This window comes from Ectothiorhodospira shaposhnikovii (assembly GCF_016584105.1).
GTDB lineage: Bacteria > Pseudomonadota > Gammaproteobacteria > Ectothiorhodospirales > Ectothiorhodospiraceae > Ectothiorhodospira > Ectothiorhodospira shaposhnikovii.
Genome location: NZ_NRSM01000010.1, coordinates 95856 through 116431 on the forward strand (window position 1 = coordinate 95856; position 20576 = coordinate 116431).

17 protein-coding genes and 2 pseudogenes are annotated in these 20576 nt (G+C 62.0%); 14 read left to right on the plus strand and 5 right to left on the minus strand.

Annotated features, from left to right (window positions below):
• Positions 1-6 precede the first annotated feature (6 nt).
• Positions 7-2064 carry a TonB-dependent receptor family protein gene (locus CKO35_RS07665; protein WP_200174313.1) on the plus strand — a complete coding sequence of 686 codons (2058 nt, stop codon included), beginning with the start codon at positions 7-9 and terminating at the stop codon, positions 2062-2064.
• Between the two features lie 72 nt (positions 2065-2136).
• On the opposite strand, the gene hemP is transcribed toward CKO35_RS07665, so the two are convergent.
• From hemP to CKO35_RS07680, 3 genes are all read right to left on the minus strand, one after another.
• Positions 2137-2295, minus strand: a complete 159-nt coding sequence (hemP, locus tag CKO35_RS17920; RefSeq protein WP_338031770.1) for a hemin uptake protein HemP — start codon at positions 2293-2295, stop codon at positions 2137-2139.
• Positions 2296-2463: 168 nt separating this feature from the next.
• On the minus strand, positions 2464-3738 hold the full coding sequence (locus tag CKO35_RS07675; protein ID WP_200174322.1) for a GGDEF domain-containing response regulator: 1275 nt from the start codon (positions 3736-3738) through the stop codon (positions 2464-2466).
• Positions 3739-4125: 387 nt separating this feature from the next.
• Entirely contained in the window at positions 4126-4971 is an 846-nt protein-coding gene (locus CKO35_RS07680) for an ATP-grasp domain-containing protein (RefSeq protein ID WP_338031771.1), read from the minus strand.
• Between the two features lie 153 nt (positions 4972-5124).
• Here CKO35_RS07680 and frdA point away from each other — a divergent pair, with 153 nt between their 5' ends.
• From frdA to cas6, 6 genes are all read left to right on the plus strand, one after another.
• Positions 5125-6885 carry a fumarate reductase (quinol) flavoprotein subunit gene (frdA, locus tag CKO35_RS07685; protein WP_200174324.1) on the plus strand — a complete coding sequence of 587 codons (1761 nt, stop codon included), beginning with the start codon at positions 5125-5127 and terminating at the stop codon, positions 6883-6885.
• Between the two features lie 12 nt (positions 6886-6897).
• Positions 6898-7650, plus strand: a complete 753-nt coding sequence (locus tag CKO35_RS07690; RefSeq protein ID WP_008933156.1) for a succinate dehydrogenase/fumarate reductase iron-sulfur subunit — start codon at positions 6898-6900, stop codon at positions 7648-7650.
• Positions 7650-8048: a fumarate reductase subunit C gene (locus tag CKO35_RS07695; RefSeq protein ID WP_200174326.1), complete on the plus strand. Its 399-nt coding sequence runs from the start codon at positions 7650-7652 to the stop codon at positions 8046-8048. Before CKO35_RS07690 ends, CKO35_RS07695 begins: the two co-directional genes overlap by 1 nt.
• Complete coding sequence (frdD, locus tag CKO35_RS07700; RefSeq protein ID WP_200174328.1) at positions 8048-8410, plus strand: fumarate reductase subunit FrdD; 363 nt, start codon at positions 8048-8050, stop codon at positions 8408-8410. Before CKO35_RS07695 ends, frdD begins: the two co-directional genes overlap by 1 nt.
• A gap of 111 nt (positions 8411-8521) precedes the next feature.
• Positions 8522-8836 carry a CRISPR-associated protein Csx16 gene (csx16, locus tag CKO35_RS07705; protein ID WP_200174329.1) on the plus strand — a complete coding sequence of 105 codons (315 nt, stop codon included), beginning with the start codon at positions 8522-8524 and terminating at the stop codon, positions 8834-8836.
• A 4-nt stretch (positions 8837-8840) separates the two neighbouring features.
• Complete coding sequence (cas6, locus tag CKO35_RS07710; RefSeq protein ID WP_200174331.1) at positions 8841-9797, plus strand: CRISPR system precrRNA processing endoribonuclease RAMP protein Cas6; 957 nt, start codon at positions 8841-8843, stop codon at positions 9795-9797.
• Positions 9798-9921: 124 nt separating this feature from the next.
• Here cas6 and CKO35_RS07715 read toward each other — a convergent pair whose 3' ends face one another.
• Positions 9922-10257: a HigA family addiction module antitoxin gene (locus CKO35_RS07715; RefSeq protein WP_200174333.1), complete on the minus strand. Its 336-nt coding sequence runs from the start codon at positions 10255-10257 to the stop codon at positions 9922-9924.
• A 182-nt stretch (positions 10258-10439) separates the two neighbouring features.
• Positions 10440-10870 (minus strand): annotated as a pseudogene (tnpA, locus tag CKO35_RS07720) (IS200/IS605 family transposase).
• Positions 10871-11230: 360 nt separating this feature from the next.
• Between tnpA and CKO35_RS07725 the strand changes: the two are divergent.
• From CKO35_RS07725 to CKO35_RS07755, 7 genes and pseudogenes are all read left to right on the plus strand, one after another.
• Entirely contained in the window at positions 11231-12862 is a 1632-nt protein-coding gene (locus CKO35_RS07725) for a hypothetical protein (RefSeq protein WP_200174334.1), read from the plus strand.
• A gap of 5 nt (positions 12863-12867) precedes the next feature.
• The gene (locus CKO35_RS07730; protein WP_242467085.1) at positions 12868-13518 is read left to right on the plus strand and encodes an RAMP superfamily CRISPR-associated protein; all 651 of its coding nucleotides are present in this window, start codon (positions 12868-12870) and stop codon (positions 13516-13518) included.
• Entirely contained in the window at positions 13515-15113 is a 1599-nt protein-coding gene (locus CKO35_RS07735) for a hypothetical protein (RefSeq protein ID WP_200174338.1), read from the plus strand. Before CKO35_RS07730 ends, CKO35_RS07735 begins: the two co-directional genes overlap by 4 nt.
• The gene (locus CKO35_RS07740; RefSeq protein ID WP_200174340.1) at positions 15110-16546 is read left to right on the plus strand and encodes an RAMP superfamily CRISPR-associated protein; all 1437 of its coding nucleotides are present in this window, start codon (positions 15110-15112) and stop codon (positions 16544-16546) included. Before CKO35_RS07735 ends, CKO35_RS07740 begins: the two co-directional genes overlap by 4 nt.
• Positions 16546-17067, plus strand: coding sequence for a hypothetical protein (locus tag CKO35_RS07745; protein WP_200174342.1), 522 nt, complete (start codon positions 16546-16548; stop codon positions 17065-17067). The genes CKO35_RS07740 and CKO35_RS07745 overlap by 1 nt, the downstream gene beginning before the upstream one ends.
• A complete protein-coding gene (locus CKO35_RS07750; protein WP_200174344.1) occupies positions 17064-19250 on the plus strand; it encodes a TIGR03986 family type III CRISPR-associated RAMP protein in 2187 nt (728 codons plus the stop codon). The genes CKO35_RS07745 and CKO35_RS07750 overlap by 4 nt, the downstream gene beginning before the upstream one ends.
• Before the next feature lie 65 nt (positions 19251-19315).
• A pseudogene (locus CKO35_RS07755) lies at positions 19316-19795 on the plus strand (transposase); the annotation flags it as partial.
• Positions 19796-20576: the final 781 nt, after the last annotated feature.

Here is a 20576-nt window from a genome sequence, read left to right on the forward strand (position 1 = left end):
GGCGGCATGCCGGATCGACTCAGATTGACCGCACTGGCCACCGGGGTTTCCATGGCTCTTGCCATTGGTGGTGCCTCAACCGCCATGGCACAGCAATCCACATTCAACCTGCCACGTATTGACGTAGTCGGCCAGACCGATGCCGACATCGCCCGCCAACCCGGGGCCGTTAATAAAGTGACTCGGGAAGAGCTTGAACTGTGGCAGCCTCTGTCCACGGAAGACGCACTGCGGCGTGTTCCCGGCATCAGCATCAAAAAGGAAGAAGAATCCGCAGTGATCGCTAATATCGGCATTCGTGGCCTAAGCGCCGCCGACTACAAGACCCTCATTCTGGAAGATGGTGTGCCGGTGGCACCGGGGTTGTTCGTAGGTAACGGTCGCTACTATAACCCCCGCATCCAGCGCATGGAGGGTATCGAGATCCTCAAGGGCCCGGCGGCCCTGCGTTACGGCCCCAACACCATCGGCGGCGTGATCAATTATTTGACCAAAGAACCCGAGGACGGCGTGAGCATCAGTGGCCGGATCGGCTCCCATAACCTGCGCGAATCCACGGTAGAACTTGGCGGCAGCGCACCCTCGGGGGATGCTCGCCTAGGCGCCGTGGTGACATGGGCGGAAAGCGACGGCTTCATGGACAAGGGTTATCGGATGTCCGACGTCATGGTCAAGGGTGGCATGGCTGTTGGCGAAAACCAGTGGGTGAGCATGAAATTCAGCCACTATGACAATGACGCCAATATTTCCTATCGCGGCCTCTTCCTTGATGCCTATAAGTCGGGGGCGGACTATAACCCGGCACCGGATGACTGGTTCCTGACTGAGCGTCAGTCCTTCGATGTAAACCACGAATGGCTGATCAGCAATACCATGCGCCTGAATACGCTGGTGTACTGGAGCCAGATGTACCGTGACTACTGGCGTTACGGGGTCAACCAAGCGGATTCCGTGGCCGCCGGCCGCTGGATCTATACCGACGCCGTCACGGGTAATAACCGCGCCTTTGAACGGATTGGCCTGGATACCCGCCTGAAAATTGATCACAACAGCTTCGGCATGCAGAACGAGGCGGAAATCGGCCTGCGCTTTATGGACGAAAGCATGACCGACCAGCGTGTCAGAGCCATCCGGGCTCAACCGCGTCACGGAAACGTCGACAGAAATGAAAAACAGACTGCCCAGAGCCTGGCGGTATTTGCAGAAAATCGTTTCCTGGTCAATGAACGACTGGCCATCACGCCCGGTCTTCGCATCGAGACTTACGAGCAGAAACGGGATGACAGGGTCGATAATGATAACGATGGCACCTCTCGCAACACCGAGGTGCTGCCGGGTATCGGCGCCACATTCCAGTATTCTCCCCAAGTTCAGTACTACGGCGGCATCTACAAGGCGTTCTCGCCGCCACTCAACAACCAGTCCATCGTCGACGGCGTGGACCAGAAACTGGATGCGGAAAACTCCATCAACCTGGAAATCGGCGTCCGGGCACATCATGGCAATCTGCGGTATGAACTCACCGCCTTCCACATGGATTTTGACAACCAGATCACCCCTGCCGTGAGCGGCAATCTGGCCAATGCCAATGCCGGCAGCACCCTGCATCAGGGTCTGGAAGCGACGATGGGATATCAGTGGCACAATGGGTTCAGCCTGGATGCCAACGTCACCTACATACCGACGGCCGAATACCGGGAAAACCGAGGCGGTGGCATTGACAAGGGCAATCGCCTTCCCTACTCACCGGAGTTGATGGCCAATGTCACTCTGGGCTATGCGGCAGGCCCCATCAGAACCGCCCTGTCGGGCAACTATGTCGGCAAGCAATATGGTGATGGTACGAACACCAGGGAAATCACGCCAGTCTCGGGTATCTGGGGTGGTGAAATTCCCAGCTACCATACCTTCGATTTGACGGGCCTGTACGACGTGAGCAGCCAGTTCACAGTCTTTGGTGCCATCAAAAACCTGACCGACGAACGCTATATCGGCGGACTGCGACAGGGAATCTATGTGGGACCGGAGCGTAGCTTTGAATTGGGTGCACGCTATCGCTTCTAAATCGCTGTAAACCTGAGCACCCGGCCCTGCCCCATAGAGAAGTAGGGCCGGGTGCCTTGCCTATCTCTCCTTTCACTTGGTCAGAATCAATTTCCCCTTACTGGTGACCCGCAGGGTATAGATCTCACCCTGGTGCTTGATCCGCAACTGGCGATGCCCCTCCAGCAGTTCCGTACTGGAAAGCAACCTGCCTCCCAGGGGAGACGCCGGTTCCGCGTATACCTCCTGCACTCCCTTCCCTACGGTCAAATGGTGTTTCTGCTCCTGGTTCATCAGGACACTCTCTCTGCGTCAGGGTCCAGGCAGCCGCACGCGGCGACCGGACCGTATTCAATCAACTGGCAGAGGATTGTTATTGATAATCGTTATTATTGTCAAACTCCCTGCGATCCGGAATCATTACGGCTCCATACGGACCTGATCCCTGCCCGAAAATTTGGCTTCATACAGCAACCGATCGGCCCGGGCCAGCATGTCCTCCAGACCGCTTCCCGGATGAGTCACCACCCCCAGACTCGCACTGAGCGGCACACTGGTACCCTTGATGGTCACATCCAGAGCGGCGATCTCGGCCCGAAGTTTCTCTGCCAGCAGCCAGGCCTCGTGACCATCCATGTTCTGGGCCACGACACAGAACTCCTCCCCTCCGTAACGGGCCACGATATCGGAACTGCGGGTGATTCCGAGCAGATGACGGGCTACCTTTCTGAGCACCTCATCCCCCCCGAAATGACCAAAACGGTCATTGACACCCTTGAAATGATCCAGATCCATCAGGATCACCGCCAGTCCCTGGCCGGTCCTTACAGAGGCATCGAACAGCATCCGACCGGCATCAGCCAGATACCGGCGATTGTAAAGCCCCGTCAGCGGGTCCCGGTTGGCATTCTCCTCCATATCCCGGATCAGCTCGATCAGCTCCACGTTCTGATTCACGCGAACGAAGAATTCCTCTTCCAGAAAGGGACGATTGATGAAGTCATTGGCACCCGCCTTGAGCAGTCGGGCGGAGAGCATGCCCGATCCATAGTTGGACATGCCGATGATGCAGAGATGACTGCGGGAATAACGCTGACGGATACGGCCGATGAGTGCGACGCCGTCCATGCCCGGCATGTTCTGGTCGCACAGGACCAGCCGGATATCCTCGTGCTGCTCCAGCTGTGCCAGGGCCGAGATACCGTCCCGGGCCTCCCGCAGGCGATAACCGTAACGACGCAGCAATTCCATGAGATAGGCACGGGCGGAATTGGAATCATCCACCACCAGCACACTGATATGGCGATTCCGGTAGATACGCTCCACCGTGCGCACCACATGCTCGATCTCGGACGGGTTGGTCTTGTTCACATAGTCCACGATGCCCATGTCCATGAGGCCGTCCCGCTCGTTGTCGTTGAGACCGGCGGTCAGCACCAGAGCCGGCACGCCCTGGGACATGACCCAGGGCACCACCTCTCCATCTGGAGCATCGGGCAGATTGAGATCGAGCACCGCCAGGAACAGTGATTCCTTGCGGGCCAGCACGATCTTGCGAGCTTCATCCAGAGTGCCGGCCACCTCGACCGTCACACCTTCGATAAGACCGATGCGATCCGCCAACAGACCAGCCACGGAGCGGCTGTCTTCCACGACCAGCAGGGTATGCCCCCGCTTGTCCACGTCACTTGCCATGAATCACCTTGGGATGCTCTGAATACGTCATGCGGGCGCATGCGGGAATCCAGCATCAGGTAGCACAAAGTAAAACCGCCTCTGTTCGTCATTCCCGCGCACGCGGGAATCCCGCGGGCCTGGGGTGCATGTCCTCGGAAAGATCCGTCATTCCCGCGCACGCGGGAATCCCGCCGCGGGCTGCCGCAATTCCCGCCCCCTCGCCTCGCGGGAGTCACAACGGGAGAACTGTTCCGGGAGTGACGACAGAAGACTTGCTCGGTATTGCCCTTGCATCGCACGGTATCGGGTACCGGACGAACCTGATCCCTATATTAGATCAAGTATCAGATCAGAAGTGACAGACAATCGCCGCGGGAGGCCGTAGTCCCGGAACAGTGATCGGCATCAGGCCGCCAGCAGGGGGCTGGGAGAACGGGGAGTGGGCTGACGGGCCAGCAACCACCTCAGGATGGCATCCTGCACCCGCAGACCATGCCGGTTCAGGGCCGCGTTGCCGAACAGGGTATTGAACTCCAGCAGATAGGGATGCTCCCCCACCATGGCCACATCGAAACCGGCGTGGTCAATCCTCAACCGGGAGGCCACCTCGGCCACCAGTTCCAGGGCCTGTGGCGGCACCGCGTCGAAATGGATCCGTCCACCCTGGGCCACGTTATTGTGAAATGCCCCTTCCGCCGCCTCGCGCCAGTAGGCGGTAAACACTCCATCACCCACCCATACCACCCGGATGTCCTTACGGATGGGCAGCAGTTCCTGGGCATAGAGCACCGGCTGACGGGCAGCCCAGTCACGCAGTTCGGCCACCGTCCGGATCAGCGCCACCCCCTGCCCCATGGAGGAGCGGGGCACTTTCAGCACACAGGGCAGCCCCAAAACATCCAACACCTCCTCCACGGCGGCGGGCGTGGCCGGAAGGATCAGGGTATCGGGCACATGCCGGGGACAGAGGGCCTGAAAGGCCCGGGTCATCTCGATCTTGTCATGCCCCAGGTGATAGGACGACACGGAAGGGAAAACCGGACACCCCAGGGCGTAATGCAGGCTGTTCACCTGCCAGTATTCCGGGAACAAGAGCCAGTCGGCTTCCTGCAGACGCTGACGTTCCGCCAGATAGTTTTCCGGACGCACATAGCGCACACCGGGCATGCCGATGGTCCGGAAGGGATCGAAAGTGATCAGGTGCAGCCACAGCCCATCGCCTCGCGGCGGCACATCGCATTGCTGCGCCACGCAAGTTCTCCTGAAAAAGAGGTAAAAAGACGACCGACTCATACACCGCAGGACGCGGCGGCGGGATCTTATGCCTTTTTTGATCTGGCTGGAAGTGTGGCCGCGAGGAATCCTGCTAAAGTGTCTCCAAACCCTTCACAACGGGATCATTCCATGCAGGTCATCCAGTCCGACGTGGTCATCATCGGCGGCGGAGGTGCCGGACTCCGGGCCGCCATCGCCGTGGCACAGGAAGCCCCGGGGCTTTCCGTGGCCCTGGTTTCCAAGGTCGTCCCCATGCGCAGCCACACCGTCGCCGCCGAAGGCGGCTCCGCCGGGGTGATTCACCCGGATGACAGTCTGGACAAGCATTTCGACGACACCGTCTCCGGCGGCGACTGGCTCTGTGAGCAGGACGTGGTGGAGTACTTCGTCGGCCAGTGCACCCGGGAGATGATCCAGCTGGAACAATGGGGCTGTCCCTGGAGTCGCCGGGACGACGGCAGCATCAACGTGCGCTTCTTCGGCGGCATGAAATCCCCCCGCACCTGGTTTGCCGCCGACAAGACCGGCTTTCACATCCTCCACACCCTGTTCCAGACCTCGCTGCAGTTCCCCGCCATCCGGCGCCATGACGAGTTCTTCTGCACCGATCTGTTGGTGGAAGACGGTCGCCTGCAGGGCGTGCTGGCCCTGTGCATCGCCACCGGCGAACCGGTCCTGTTCCAGTGCAAAGCGGCGGTGCTGGCCACCGGCGGCGCCAGCCGGGTCTTCGGCCAGAACACCAATGCCGGCATCGTCACCGGCGAGGGCATGGGCATGGCCTACGCCCAGGGCGTCCCCCTGCGGGACATGGAGTTCGTGCAGTGGCACCCCACCGCCCTGCCCGGCAGCGGCATTCTCATGACCGAAGGCTGCCGCGGCGAAGGCGGCATCCTGCTCAACAAGGACGGCCACCGCTACCTGCAGGACTACGGCCTGGGTCCCCTGGACCCGTGGCCCCGCCCCCGCGCCATGGAACTGGGACCCCGGGACCGCCTGTCCCAGGCCTTCTGGCACGAGGACCAGGCCGGCCGAACCCTGCAGACCCCCCACGGCACGGCGGTCCATCTGGACCTGCGCCACCTGGGGGAGAAGAAAATCATGGAACGCCTGCCCATGATCTGCGAACTGGCCCGCACCTTTGCCGCCGTGGACCCGGTCACCGCCCCCATTCCGGTGCGGCCCGCCGTGCACTACACCATGGGCGGCGTACTCTGCGATGTCCATGGCGCCACGCCGCTGCCCGGCCTCTACGCCGCCGGCGAATGCAGCAGCGTGGGCATCCATGGCGCCAATCGCCTGGGCTCCAACTCCCTGGCCGAACTACTGGTCTTCGGCCGCGCCGCCGGCCTGTCCGCCGCCCGCCATGCCCGTGAAACCCATGCCGCCTCCGCCGCGCTCCAGGCCCAGGCCGAAAGCCGGGCCGCCGTGCACTTGGACATGCTGCGCCGGGAAGGCGGCACCCGGGTGGCCCGGCTGCGCCAACGCCTGCACGAGATCATGGAAGCCGGCGTCGGCATCGTCCGCGAAGGGCCGCGCATGGCACGGGCCTGCGAACAACTGGCGGAGCTGCGGGAACAGTTCCGGGCCGGAGTGGCCCTGGATGACCGGGGCCGTGCCTTCAACACCGAATGGCTCACCGCCATCGAACTGGGCCATACCCTGCAGGTGGCCGAGGCCATGGCCCATGCCGCCCTGCTGCGACAGGAATCCCGCGGTGCCCACATGCGCATCGACGGTTTCGAGGCCCGGGACGACGAGCGCTTTTTGTGTCACTCCCTCATCCATAGCCAGGGCGACGCCCCGCCCCGTGTGACCCACAGCCCGGTCACCATCACCCGCTCCCAGCCCAGGGCGCGGGTCTACGGCGGCGCCGCCCAGAACCAGTCATAACCGGGGGATACCGTGAGCCAGACCCGCACCATCATGATCGAGTGCCTGCGTTATGATCCCGAGCAGGACCAGGCCCCCCATTACCGGACCTATGAGGTCCCCTTCACCGACGAGATGTCGGTGCTGGAAGGGCTGCAATACATCAAGGACCACCTGGACGGCAGCCTCACCTTCCGCTGGTCCTGTCGCATGGCCATCTGCGGCAGCTGCGGCTGCATGGTCAACCACCAGCCCATCCTGAGCTGCCAGAGCTTCCTGCGGGACTACTACCCGGCCCGCATTCGGGTGGAACCCCTGGAGCACTTCCCCATCGTCAAGGATCTGGTCATCGACCAGAGCGACTTCCTGGGCAAGCTGGAATCCGTCACGCCCTACCTGGTCCCGGCCCAGCCGCTCACCCCGGAGGACGGCCCCAACCTGCAAACGCCCCGGCAGATCGAGGACTACCTGGGGTACGCCCAGTGCATCAACTGCCTGCTCTGCTACGCCGCCTGCCCCCAGTACGGCCTCAACAATGCGTTCACCGGACCGGCCGCCCTGGCCCTGCTGGCCCGCTACAACGCCGACTCCCGGGATGCCGGACAAAAAACCCGAATGGAGGTGGTGAATGCCGAGGAAGGCGTCTGGGGCTGTACCCTGGTGGGCCTGTGTTCGGAAGTCTGCCCCAAGCACGTGGACCCGGCCCGGGCCATAAACCGCAACAAGATCAACAGCACCCAGGATTACTTCCTGCGCTTTCTGGCGCCCTTCGGGAGGGGTTCGTGATGACGCCTGCACCCAAGACCTACGTCCGCCCCATGAACCGCTGGTGGATGCGACACCCCGCCTACCGCCGCTACCTGCTGCGGGAAGGCACCAGCGTGATGGTGGCGGCCTATGCCCTGTTCCTGCTCGCCGGCATGGTCTGCCTGGTGCTGGGAGAAACCGCCTTCAACCTGTGGCGGGGCTTTTTGCAGTCGCCGGTGTCGGTGATCTTCCATCTGGCGGCCCTGGCGGCCTTCGCCTTCCATGCCTGGACCTGGTTCAAGGTCATGCCCCTGACCACGCCCCCGCTGCGATTCCGGGGCCGGCCGGTCCCTGACCGCATGATCTTCCGCGCCGCCCTCTGGGCCTGGGGCATCGCCTCCCTGGTCCTTCTGGTGCTTGCCATGAGGTTTCTGTGATGAGAACCCGTTCCCACGAACCCATCGTCTGGTCCCTGTTCGGCGCCGGTGGCGTCTTTGCCGCCCTGCTGGGCACCATGCTGGTCCTGATCATCGGCATCCTCGTCCCCATGGGCCTGGGTTTCGGTCCCGACGCCATGCACTACGACAGCCTGCGTAGCCTGTTCGGCCATCCCCTGCCGGCCCTGGGCCTGGCGGTGGTCATCAGCCTGTTCCTGTTCCACGGCGCCCACCGCATCTACCACACCCTGCATGACCTTGGCATCCCCGCCTCGAAAAGGATGATGCTGGCCTGCTACGGCAGCGCCGCCGCCGGCTCCGGCGTGGCCCTGCTGCTGGCGGGAATGCTGGTGGTGTTCTGAAGGCGGCAAGCACTTTGGTCACTTGCGAGAAAGGCAAGCTTGCCGGGGCCAAGATAAGGACCAAACTGCTTAAACTTATGCAGACACCTTCCACATCGGAGTCTGCACACCATGGGCAACACCTATTTCATCAGCCGCCACCCCGGCGCCGTGGCCTGGGCCGCCAGGCGGGGTATCCCCGTGGACCGCACCCTGGATCATCTGGAGATCGACCTCGTCCATCCCGGTGACACCGTCATCGGCACCCTGCCCATCAACCTGGTGGCCCGGGTCTGCGAACGGGGCGGTCGCTATCTTCACCTGAGCCTGTCGCTGCCCCCGGAACTGAGAGGACAGGAATTATCCGCCGAGACACTGGAACGGCTGGGGGCACGGCTGGAAGAATACGAAGCCGTCCGCAAACCCTGTCCGGAGGCAAGGAAATAGCCCAATGACGTCACAGACCATCAAACTGCCCTTGGCCCGTTACCGGCTGTGGTTCCAGGCACAAACCCCGGTCACACTGCCCCGATTTGCCGGCTCCACCTGGCGGGGCACCCTCGGTCATGCCCTCAAGAAGGCCGTCTGCGTCACCCGTCAACCCCATTGCAGATCCTGCATGCTGCTGCATGCCTGCGCCCACGCCTACATCTTCGAGACCCCGCCGCCGCCCGGCGCCGGAAAGATGCGAAAATACACTGCGGCCCCCCACCCCTTCGTACTCAGTCCACCCGACGGCCCGCATCAGTTGTCACCCGGGGACGAATATCCCCTGGATCTCACACTCGTCGGCCAGGGCAATCGTCACCTGCCCTATGTCATCCATGCCCTGTCCCTGGGGGCCCGCAACGGGATCGGCAAGACCAGGGGCGCTCTTGAACTGACCAGGGTGGATCAGGCCGTCACGGTCGATGCCATGGATTTGCAAACCATCTTCATACCGGGACAACCCGTCCAGACCCTGCCGGCGCTCACGCCCTCCATCCCGGCAACGCCGAAACAACCGATCACACTGACGCTGCACACCCCCCTGCGACTCAAGCGCGATGGACACACCGTACAGCCGGATGAATTCCACTTTGCCGACCTGTTCTCCAATCTGCTTCGGCGCGTCTCCATGCTCAGTTACTTTCACACCGACACGCCCCTGGACACCGATTTCGCCCAACTCACCCAGGCCGCCCGGGCATGGCAAGCAGATCATGCCCGGCTGCAGTGGCAGAGCTGGCAGCGCTACTCATCGCGCCAGAAAGCCCACGTCAACATGGACGGCCTCACCGGACAACTGACCCTCCCCCACGAAGGCATCGAACCCTTCTGGCCGTATCTCTGGCTGGGGCAGTTCATTCATGCCGGCGCGGGCACGGTGATGGGACAGGGGCGATACCAAATGGCAAGCTTGAGATAAAAACCGGATCAGGCCCATCAATGGGGGAAGCACCCAACAAGCCCCCCACCGTCACTCCCGCGAAGGCGGGAGTCCATAATCTCCGGCCCATGACCGGATTCCCGCCTGGGCGGGAATCACTGATTCAGAATTTCCCATGCTCAGCCATTGGGGTTGAGCAATTTTCTGACACAGAATTCCAAGGACGAATACTCTTCAACTGATCCTTAAGGACATCTTCTGCAACTTCGGTGTCATAGGCCACCTGTGCCCGTAGCCAATAGCCATTCGACAACCCAAAGAAACGGCAGAGACGCAAGTCAGTGTCCGCGGTTATCGAGCGCTTTCCGGCAATGATCTGGCCGATTCTCTGAGCGGGCACGCCAATTTCCTTGGCCAATCGATACTGAGAAATGCCCATGGGGTCTAGAAACTCTTCTTTCAGTAGTTCCCCCGGCGTTACGGCATCAATCGTGCGCATGGGTTACCTCCTCATTCAGAATATTGTTGAAAACTGTAAATTCGGCTTTGTACTCGGCAAAGATTTTGTCGAATTCATTTGGAGTGTTGGCGAGACTAGCAAGTATTCCCCGGCAAAGCCGGGGGCTTCAATATGTGAGCCGCTCAAAGCGGCATAAACATGGGGCCACCTGAAGGTGGCTTTCAGCTCCAGAGCTTCATCTGGTCAAGGCGCTTGTCTTCGGCCTCCTGGTGACGGATGTACTGTCGTATCGTCTCCTCATCACGCCCCACCGTCGATACAAAGTTCCCCTGGCCCAGAAACTCTGGCCCACAAAATTCCGCTTCCTCTCTCCGTACACCCGGGCAATGTGAATCGCACTCTTGCCCTTGATGTACCCCACAACCTGCGATACCGCATACTTTGGTGGGATCGAAATCAGCATATGGACATGGTCCGGCATCACATGCCCCTCTTCAATCCAGCTTTCCTTCTGCCTCGCCAGCCGATGGAAAACTTCCCCCAAATGTCGTCTCAATTGGCAAAAAAGGAGCCTGCGACGATATTTCGGGATGAATACCACGTGATATTTACACTCCCACTTGGAGTGGCTTAGGCTCTCAAATTCGTCCATTGGGATTCTCCTGTGTCGTGTACTTGGCGGCTCACAACCGGGAGTTTTCCCAATGGACTCCCTACAATGTCAAACTTCTACTGTCACCCCGGCAGAGCCGGGCGATTTCCCAAGTCTGGCTAAGACGACTTGAGGTTAACCTCCTCTCCAGTCCTGGTCTGTCGGAAACATTCCCTGATGGCGCAGGATGAAGAAGCCCCCTACAAAGCGACGGCTAAGTAGCTATGAGCCTTGTCACCCCAGCGGATGAAGTCAGTACCATGGTCAACGGCATCATCAAGGGCTGCCAAAACCGCATATTTTGTGTACCCTTGCCAAATTGCTAATTACCTCTGCAAGCGACGAGAAAGGGAAAGCACCATGGCAAACCACGCCTATCTGTTCGAGGCCCGTTCAATTCAGCCTTTTCTCTTCGCATCTGGACGGCTGGCCGACATGGTGGCCGGCAGCAACCTGCTGGATGAGATCTCGCGACGAATACTCGATCAGGCACTGCAAGCCTGCGAAGTCGATCCAGAAACGATTCCAGCGCCACGCCGGGCTGGTGGCGCCATCTACCTCCTCTTTGAGCATGAAGCAACAGCCCGACGGTTCCGAGCGTTGTGGCGCACCCTTGTTGGACAGCTACTCCCCGGAATCGAACGGGTAGACTGCATTAGCTCAGGCGACTCAGCGAAGGAAGCCATCGACGCCGGAATCGCGGTGTTGGCCGGCAGGCGCAACCTGCGCACCGCCGAACTCCCCAATCCGGCCCCCGTTGCCGAGCGCAACGCGCGCACCGGCGAAGTCGCCGTGGCCCGGGACCGAAAACGTGACCGAGAGCCCGTGGACGCCGCGACGCTGGTAAAGCGGCGTTTTGGTTTACCGGAATACGATGGGCTGGCCAGCAAGTTCGACCCGCAGGGCCTAGCCGAATGGCCCAACAATTTCGAACAGGATCACCCTCGGGGAAGGCGCTTCCCGCTGGACGAGGACCGCATGGTGGGCCTGATCCACGCGGACGGTAACGGACTGGGCCAGATCCTTCACGTACTCAGTCATGCCACCCGTCAAGTGCCTGAACATTACGTTCGGCTCTATCGCGCTTTCTCGCAGGGGATGGACGCGGCCACGTGCGAGGCCGCCCGACACGCGACCCAAACGGTTCTGCAACCCCATATCACTGACGGCGTGTATCCGGCACGTCCTCTCGTTCTCGGTGGCGACGATATGACCCTGCTTGTGCGCGCCGATCTTGCAATGGACTTCACCGACCTCTTCATTCAAGCGTTCGAACATGAGTCCGCCAGCATGTTGCAAGGCCTTTGCACACAACTGGAAGGTGCCGGGACACCCGGTGAGGTGATAGCCAAGCTGCCACCACGGCTGACTGCTTGTGCCGGTATCACCTATCTGAAGTCCAGCCAGCCGTTCTCGCGCGGATACCAGCTTGCCGAAAGCTTGTGTACCCAAGCCAAGCAGACCTCGCGCATGGCCACCACCGAGGGCACGATCCCGTCTTCCATTGCCTTCCACCGGATCCAGGCGACCTTGGTCGACGATGTGTCAGCGCTCCAACGACAGGAGGTGGAGCGCCGGGATCCTGTGAATAACACGGTCTACCGCCTTGGCCTGGCGGCCTATGCAGTCGGTGAGCCGGACGCTGTTGCCCTGCCGCGACTGGATTCACTACGCAAGCTTGCCGGCGTTCTGAGAAGCGGCTCACTCAACGCCACCCGCCTGCGACAACTGGCCACACGCATCCATGAAAGCCCCGATCTGGCGCGTAAGGAATACAGCCGCTGGCGCGCCCTGGCTGAAACGAGCGCGGCCCACGACCTCCGAGACTTCGACCGCTACCTGGAGAGCCTGGTTGGCCACGGGGGACACGATCTGCCATTTGGCCCCCCCAAGACCGGCGATCACGAGAGCGCAATCCGCTCCAGCCCTCTGGGCGACCTGCTGGCGTTCTTGGCCATCCACGGACACGAAAGCCGCAAGGAGATCACCTGATGTCCATGAGAACACTGACCGTGCATCTGCACGGATACTGGCGTTGCGGTAGCGGCCAATCCGGCGGAACGCATCTGGACACCCTGACCAGCCGCGACGGTGAGGGACTGCCCATGATCCCCGGTCGTCATCTCAAGGGACTGCTGCGCCATGCGATGCGATGCGCGCAAGCGTGGAACTGGCTGGACGGTGTATCCCTGCCGGACGGGCCTGTCGAGAGCGTCGAGGAACTTCTGTTCGGCTCCCTTAGCGGTGTCGAGTCACGCTACGCCACCCGACCCGGGATGCTGCTCGTCGATGATGCGGCGATGCCAGAGGCAGAAAGAGCTTTTCTCGTACATCCCGACACCGACGGCCCCCAACTCCGTCCATTTCTCTACCGGGACATCCATCGAACAGCCATCAACCGACAGGGAAGCGCCAGTGACAAGACCTTGCGCGGCGCCGAAGTCGTCCTACCGATGCGCCTGGAAGCCTCGTTGAGCCTGGAGGTTACCTCGCTGGAAGACGACCTGCGAAGGCAGCAGGAATGTGCCCTGGGCGAAATCGACCTGTGGGGCACACTGAAAGGCGTCCTGCCACTGATCAGCGCCATCGGAGCCGAACGCAACCGCGGTCTGGGTGAGGCCGCACTGATCCTGGGAGGGCCGTCATGAATGCAGCGCGTCACGCTTTTCGCGTCACCCTTGAACAGGACGTGATCGTCAGCCGTTCCGCCGCGACCGCCGGCGAACACGAAACCCTCGACCACCTACCCGGGAACCTCTTCCTGGGCGTGGCGGCGTCCCGACTGTATGCCGACCTGCCGGGCGATCAGGCCTGGCAGGTCTTCCACAGCGGAGCGGTTCGCTTCTGCGACGGTCTGCCGGAAACCGGTGACGGCACCACCGGATGGCCTCTGCCGCTTGCCCTCCACCACTATAAGGACGAGGTCGCCGTGCGGGAGAATCCCGGGCACGAGCACCTGCAGTTCGATGCCGACCGGGTGTTCAACCTCATCCACCATTCCCTCGCGGCTGGCCGCCAGCCACGTCAACTTCGCGGCGGCCACATCAGCGCCCAAGGCATGTGGATCCGACCGCGAACACGCCAATCCCTGAAGACCGCCATCGCGCCGGAGACCGGCCGGGTCGAGACGGGCCAGTTGTTCGGCTACGAGGCCCTCGTGCGCGGCCAGCGCTTCATCTTTGAACTGCAGACGGACGCCACGGTGGAGAAGGCCATCGTTCAGCGCTTACGCGAGTGCCTGAGCGGACCGGCGCGGCTGGGCCGCTCCCGAAGTGCCGAGTTCGGGCGGGTGCAGATCGAACCTCTGAATACCCTGCCCTTGCGACCGGCCGGCATTCCCGATGCGAACCAGATACTGACCCTCTGGCTGTTGTCCGACCTGGCTCTTCGGGACGACAAGGGGCAACCCATTCTGCGCCCCTGGCCGCAGTGGCTTGGACTGCCTGACGGGACCCAATGGGATGAGAAGAGGAGTTTCCTGCGCACGCGCGGCTACAGCCCCTACAACGGCAAGCGTCGGGGTAGGGACACAAACCGCCAAGTGATCACCCGTGGCAGTATCCTTTGTTACGTCCTGCCGCCGGGAACAAACCCGGACGACCTGCCCCCGCTGGAAGACGGTGTCGGCTGCCACCGCGAGACTGGCCTGGGGCAACTGGTGGCAAACCCGCAACTGATCGCCGGCGAGCGCCTCCGTCTGCAACAGGGCCCCGCAAGCACCCGACACCCCGTCCCGACGCCGCAGGAGCCCGATAGTCCGCTCTTGCGTCAGTTGCGCCGGATGGCCGCCACCGACGGGATCTCGGTCGACGCCGGGCAGCGTACGCGGCAGGTCTTCGACGCGCTTGTCCAGGGCCTGGTGGAAGCCCGTATCTGGCAGGGCATCCCCGAGGATGCGCCACTGGAGGACGCCCCCCGACGCAGCCAGTGGGGGCGTCTGCGCGATGCAGCCAACCGTCATCGACGTGACCCGGACGGGCTCTGGGTCACCCTCTTCGCCTCCCCGGATGCCGCAGACCCCGAAGACGCCATCGTGCGTGCGCGTTCCGGTTGGCATCTGGCATTGGGCCCGAACGAGGATACAGATCGCTTGGGGCAGCGCCTTCAGCATGAACTGGAGCGAATTTATCGCGAGACCCCCGAGCATTTACCGGAGGTGGTGGCACGGCTGGCCTCCCTGGGTCAAACACCAGACTGGACCCGCGCCGTGGAAGGATGCGCAATCAGGGAACCACAGACATGATCCCCAGATACCCAGTCCACGACTTTGCCCGCGTGACCCTGGAAGCCGAGACCCCGCATGCAATCGGCTCGGGGGCCGGCGATGCCACTCACGATCTGGTCTTGATGCGGGACGCTAACCACCTACCCACCCTCCCCGCCAGCGGATTGGCCGGCGTGCTGCGGCATGCCTGCGCCAAGGAATACGATGAGGCCACCGCCAACCATTTGTTTGGTTGCCTGGAAGGCGACGGGCATATCTCGCGCGTCCAGGTCTTCTGGGGGCTGGTCCATGACAGCTTTAACCGCCCCATGGAAGGCGTGCGCGAAGATGTCGACAGCGACGAGTTGCTATCCCGGTTATGCCTGCCGCACCCGCTGATCCGGCAACGCGTCCGGCTGAATCATCGGGGCGCTGCCGAGGAACGTGGCAAGTTCGACGTCACGCTCGCCCCGCGGGGGACCCGCTACACCTTCCTGCTGGGCCATTGGAGTGATGGCTCCGACGCCGCTTTCGAGGAATGGCAACAACTGCTGCACCTCCTGCAATCGCCGGCCCTGCGCTTGGGCCGGGGCACGCGGTCCGGTTCCGGTGCGTTCCGGGTGGTCGAACTGGACGCGGCGCGCTGGGATCTTCGCACGCCCGAGGGACGCGAAGGCTTCTGTCGGCGTCCACGCCAACGCTCCAGCCGCAAGGGTCTGCAACCCCTCAAGCTCGGCCGGGCCGAGTTGCGCATGCCCGGCGTGGAACTGCAATTGAGAGCCGAGGCAGGATGGCGTATCGGTGCCGGCGAACACCCGCTCGGCAGCTACACCGGACTGAAGGAGCCCGACAACATGCTGCCGCAGAGTGAGCCCGTCATCGAATGGAGCGACGGGCGCGGGACCTGGAGCTCACCACGACCGGTCGTTCCCGCCTCGGCGATCAAGGGCGCCCTCGCCCACCGCGTGGCTTTCCACCACCGCCGCCTGACCGGCGACTTCATCGCCATCGACGGGCCGCCGCCCGACCCGGAACGCAGCGAGGCGGTACGCTGCCTGTTCGGGCACGCCAGCGACCATGACGCCTCCGGGCTCGCCGGCTCAGTCATCATCGACGACACCTATTTGGAACCCGAACAGGTGATCCACGCGCCGATGCACAACCGCATCGATCGTTTCACCGGTGGTGTCATGCGCGGCGCGCTGTTCCAGGAAGAACAACTCTGGCGAAGCCGTCTGACGCTGCGTTTGCATATCCTTCCACATGGGCACATCCCCATCCCGGTGGAAGTGCGCCAGGCCCTGAATCTGGCCCTGCGTGACCTTGCCCGAGGGTGGCTGCCGCTGGGCGCCGGAGGGAGCCGGGGGCTTGGTGGCCTGATTGCGGATCAGGATCCCGTCTGGAACGACAATGGGGTCTGGGTGGCTGGTCAGGATGCACCAATGCTCAACACGGAAGGAGACACTGCCTGATGAACCGTTTCGAATCGCTTCTCGACGATCACCGACGCTTCCTCCGGACCTGCGAGGAGCAGGGCTGGGACTGGATTCCGCCCCGGCTGAGCCCCGTTCGGGTGCAGCACAGTTGCGAGGAACTGGACCCGAACACCGTGCTCGAGCGCTGCCGCGTGTTGTGCAGCGATCACGGCTGGATGCAGTGGCCCGACGAAGTCCGGAGTCTGCCCGCCGCCCCCCTGGACGAGATGCCGCCACTGGACGGCGAAGGTCGCGCCGCGGACGGTACCCGCTGGCAACTCGAATACCGAGGCAGCAATCTCTGGCGTCTCCATCGTTTCCAAGTGGAGGAAACGGAATCCACGCCGACGCATCTGGCCGAGCCGGTGACTCATCTGAATGACCACCGGGCACCCGCGCCGCTGCGATATCTGCGGCTGTATGGGTTCACGCAACAACCCGAAGGCGCGGACCCAAGCGACGCCGCCCCCGAACCCGTGCTGGCTGTATTCGACGGATTCCAGGAGGACCGGGCATGACGCTCAACCTGCCCTATAACTTTGTGCCGCTCACCCCGTTCGTCCTGAGACCCGAGTGGGGCTCCCACGTCAGTCACGACCACCCGTTCCAGGACGGCTGGAGCGGGGAACTTCACATCTGTCTCACTACGCATACTCCGCTGAGTTTGGGCGGCTTACAGCAGCCTGCCAGCGATCACGAGCCTGGCAAGGTCCACTTTTTCCGCACACCGGAGGAACGGCCGGCGATCCCGCCCAGCAGCCTCAAGGGGATGCTGCGCCACGTGCTCGAGATCGCTGCTTTCGGTCATTTCCGGCAGGTGGAAGACAAGCGCCTGGGAGTCCGCGATCTCACCAAGGCGGACAACTTCTACATGAAGGAAATCGTCAAGAAACCCGTGCGCGCCGGCTGGCTGCGCTATCGCGACGGCATGTGGTTCATCCGGCCAGTGAAATTCGTCCGCCTGCATCAGGCCGAATTGATCCGCGCCCTCGGAATCGATGACAACAACTGGAAAAGAGCAGGCACCGTGGAAAGGCGTTGCCGGCTCATCGGAGCCCTACCTGAGATCCGCTTCGATATCGGCCCGACGTCCGCCAACGGTCAGTCCGATGCCTGTAATCTCGGGCGCGGAGCGCTGCAGGGTCACATTGTTGTCACCGGGCAACCAGGGCCGGACTACACCCACGAAAATGCGAAGAAACGTGAGTTCATCTTCTACGATCCCGTAGAGCCACAGGAGGAGATCCTCGTATCCCCCGCAGTGATGACTGATTTCCAGTTCATCCATCAGGAATCCGATGAATGGAACCGCGTCTGGAAACCACAACTGCACACCGCTTCCCCCGGGGTACCGGTGTTCTGGCATGCATCAGCCGGACGCGATGGCGAGAGCGCGGTTAGCTCGCTCGGTCTGGCCATGATGTACCGGCTCGCCTATCGCAACACCTTACACGATGCCATCCGCAATACCCGCAGCCGGGTGGCCGCAGACTGCGCTCACCTGGACACCACTGAACCCGATCTGGCCGAACTCCTGTTCGGCCGCATCGATGCGGAGCTCTCCGACGCCAGTCTGCGAGGCCGCGTCATGCCCGGTATCGCCGAATCTCCTCAGGACATCACGACCAAGTGGGAAGGCCCGATGGTGCTCAACGAGCCCAAGCCCACGTTTTACCCTGCCTACCTGCGCCAGCCCGAGAAACACAAGGCCTATATCACCCTGATGGACGACAAGGCCCAACTGGCCGGCTGGAAACGTTACCCGGTCCGCAGTGAGCACCGTGTACCTCCCCCTCCGATAAAATCCGGCTCTAAAGTCCAGGTGAAGCTGGAGACCGTGCCCCCGCAGACGCACTTCAACACGCAGATTCGCTTTCATAACCTGCGCGACGTGGAACTGGGCGCGCTCGTCTGGGCGCTGGACTTCGGCGGACGAGATGGACTGCGCCATACGCTGGGTACCGGCAAACCGTTCGGACTTGGCCAAGTCTCTGTCAGCATCACCGACGCCTGCCTGGTACCCAACGATCCTGAACGCTCCGTCGACAAGGACCCTGACATAAACCTCGAAGCCTGCCGACGCGCCTTCGTACAGTACATGGACGAAGCTTGGTCACAGGCCTCCGGGCGCGCGGAAAGCCGTTGGGAGGACAGCGAACCCCTGCGTCAGTTGCTGGCCATGGCCGACCCGGCCCGGGCAGCGGACGCCCCAGTGGAGCGGCTTGGGAACCCCAAGATTTTCGTGAAGGCACGCCAAGATAACGAACGCCTGCGGCCGCATCTCGGGGAGAAGGAGAGCTGGCGGGATGTTCGCTCCCGGCTTGGCGATAACGCCTCGCCGAGGATCCCTGACTTTGCTCGTGCCCTGGAGGAAACCCGCCGCGCACGGCAACAAAAACATGAAGAGCAAGAGAGAAAAGAAAAGCGTCAGGCAATGGGTCCCGAGGAAATCCTGGTGGATGATATCCGTAAAGCCGTGACAGACTGCGAAGAGGCGCCCGGAAAAAGCCGCTGGAATAACCTCAACAAGGCGATACGTGAACTCTCTGAAGACGCAGCGGGCTGGGAGGGCGGTTTTATCGAAGACCTGCCCGAACTACTGAGCAGAGCGAAAACCCTAGCGACTAAGCACGAACAAGAAAAGATCATCAAGGCAATCAAGAAAGCACGCGGAAGCCTGGGCATCTCCAGCGGCGACTGAGTCCATCAACTGTCCGAATTCCGCTGCCGGCTGCCTAACAAACTGGCGGGTATCGGTGGATCAGCTTGGTAGCGCTCGGCATCATAGCGAGCGAGTCGGCGGACAACTGGGAAGCACTGCTGACCCACCTGCGGGAGCGCGGTCTAACCGCCGGTCCCAAGCCGCAGACCGACCATCAGCGTTGCTGGGTGCATAAGACGGCGAATGTGCTCAATAAGCTGCCCAAATCGGTGCAGCCCAAGGTCAAGGCTGATCTGCAGGAGATCTGGATGGCGCAGACCCGTGCCAAGGCGCACAAGGCCTTTGATCGCACGGTGAAGCGATTCGAGGCCAAGTACCCCAAGGCGATGGCGTGCCTGACCAAAGATCGAGACGAACTGCTGGCATTCTACGATTACCCGGCGGAACACTGGTTGCATATCCGTACGACCAACCCGATCGAATCGACGTTTGCCACGGTTCGCCTGCGGACCCGGCGCAGCCGGAATTGCGGATCTCGGGCAACGACCATCATGAGAACGTGCCAGTCATCCTGGACAGCGGTCTGCCAGATCAAGGGACCCTTGTCGTCCACACCCACCGCGTGCGCCCATTCCGTCTCAAGGGCCTTTTCCCAAGGCACTAGCGGCAGCGCTGTCCCCCGATTCACCGATGCCCCTCCATTACACTGGATCTGAAGCGCACCCCAACCGTTGCGGGATCGGCCACCAATCGTGCCGAAACGGTCGATCCAGTGCATGGCTCGGTCAATACGATGGATTTCGGCCTGGTCATCGTCGGGAATCGCCAGCCTGAGGGTGGCCTTTTCACCGGCCTGGATGGCGGCGTTGGCCTTGAGTTTGGTACCTCCACTAAAAGTGAGCGGCCCGTAACCGAGGTAGAGCTCTGAACCGACCGGCATTCCACCTTTCCCCACTTCGGGGTGGTGCGCCTTCTTTTCGGCCTTGCTGTCCCAGCCTTTGAGCTTGCCTGGATCCCAGCTATCAAGCCTCAATCGAAGCCTTGACTTGCGATACCCACCTTCATCTTCACTCAGCCAGGCATTCCCGAATAGCCTGCCCTCGGCGGCGCGCATTTTCTTGACAGCATCGCCATGGAGTCGAAAATCCTGATCCTGCTGCCCAAGCCACCCGCCACTAGGCCCGGAGTAGTTGCTTGAAGGGAGGACTACGCCACCGTGCGCCTTGATCGGCACCCCCAAGAAATGTTCTGGTCAAGTCGCAGCGGACACGGATTAAGCAGCAACCGCTAAAAAATGTTGCTGAGGGGTGATGTACCCCAGGGACGAGTGGAGCCGGTCGCTGTTGTACTCCATCTCGATGTACT

Coding starts and splice junctions, on each gene's coding strand:
- CKO35_RS07725 (WP_200174334.1), top strand. CDS start 11,231: ATGGCAAACCACGCCTATCTGTTCGAGGCCCGTTCAATTCAGCCTTTT.
- cas6 (WP_200174331.1), top strand. CDS start 8,841: ATGACGTCACAGACCATCAAACTGCCCTTGGCCCGTTACCGGCTGTGG.
- CKO35_RS07740 (WP_200174340.1), top strand. CDS start 15,110: ATGATCCCCAGATACCCAGTCCACGACTTTGCCCGCGTGACCCTGGAA.
- CKO35_RS07695 (WP_200174326.1), top strand. CDS start 7,650: ATGACGCCTGCACCCAAGACCTACGTCCGCCCCATGAACCGCTGGTGG.
- CKO35_RS07715 (WP_200174333.1), bottom strand. CDS start 10,257: ATGCGCACGATTGATGCCGTAACGCCGGGGGAACTACTGAAAGAAGAG.
- frdD (WP_200174328.1), top strand. CDS start 8,048: ATGAGAACCCGTTCCCACGAACCCATCGTCTGGTCCCTGTTCGGCGCC.
- csx16 (WP_200174329.1), top strand. CDS start 8,522: ATGGGCAACACCTATTTCATCAGCCGCCACCCCGGCGCCGTGGCCTGG.
- CKO35_RS07735 (WP_200174338.1), top strand. CDS start 13,515: ATGAATGCAGCGCGTCACGCTTTTCGCGTCACCCTTGAACAGGACGTG.
- CKO35_RS07730 (WP_242467085.1), top strand. CDS start 12,868: ATGAGAACACTGACCGTGCATCTGCACGGATACTGGCGTTGCGGTAGC.
- CKO35_RS07665 (WP_200174313.1), top strand. CDS start 7: ATGCCGGATCGACTCAGATTGACCGCACTGGCCACCGGGGTTTCCATG.
- CKO35_RS07745 (WP_200174342.1), top strand. CDS start 16,546: ATGAACCGTTTCGAATCGCTTCTCGACGATCACCGACGCTTCCTCCGG.
- frdA (WP_200174324.1), top strand. CDS start 5,125: ATGCAGGTCATCCAGTCCGACGTGGTCATCATCGGCGGCGGAGGTGCC.
- CKO35_RS07675 (WP_200174322.1), bottom strand. CDS start 3,738: ATGGCAAGTGACGTGGACAAGCGGGGGCATACCCTGCTGGTCGTGGAA.
- CKO35_RS07750 (WP_200174344.1), top strand. CDS start 17,064: ATGACGCTCAACCTGCCCTATAACTTTGTGCCGCTCACCCCGTTCGTC.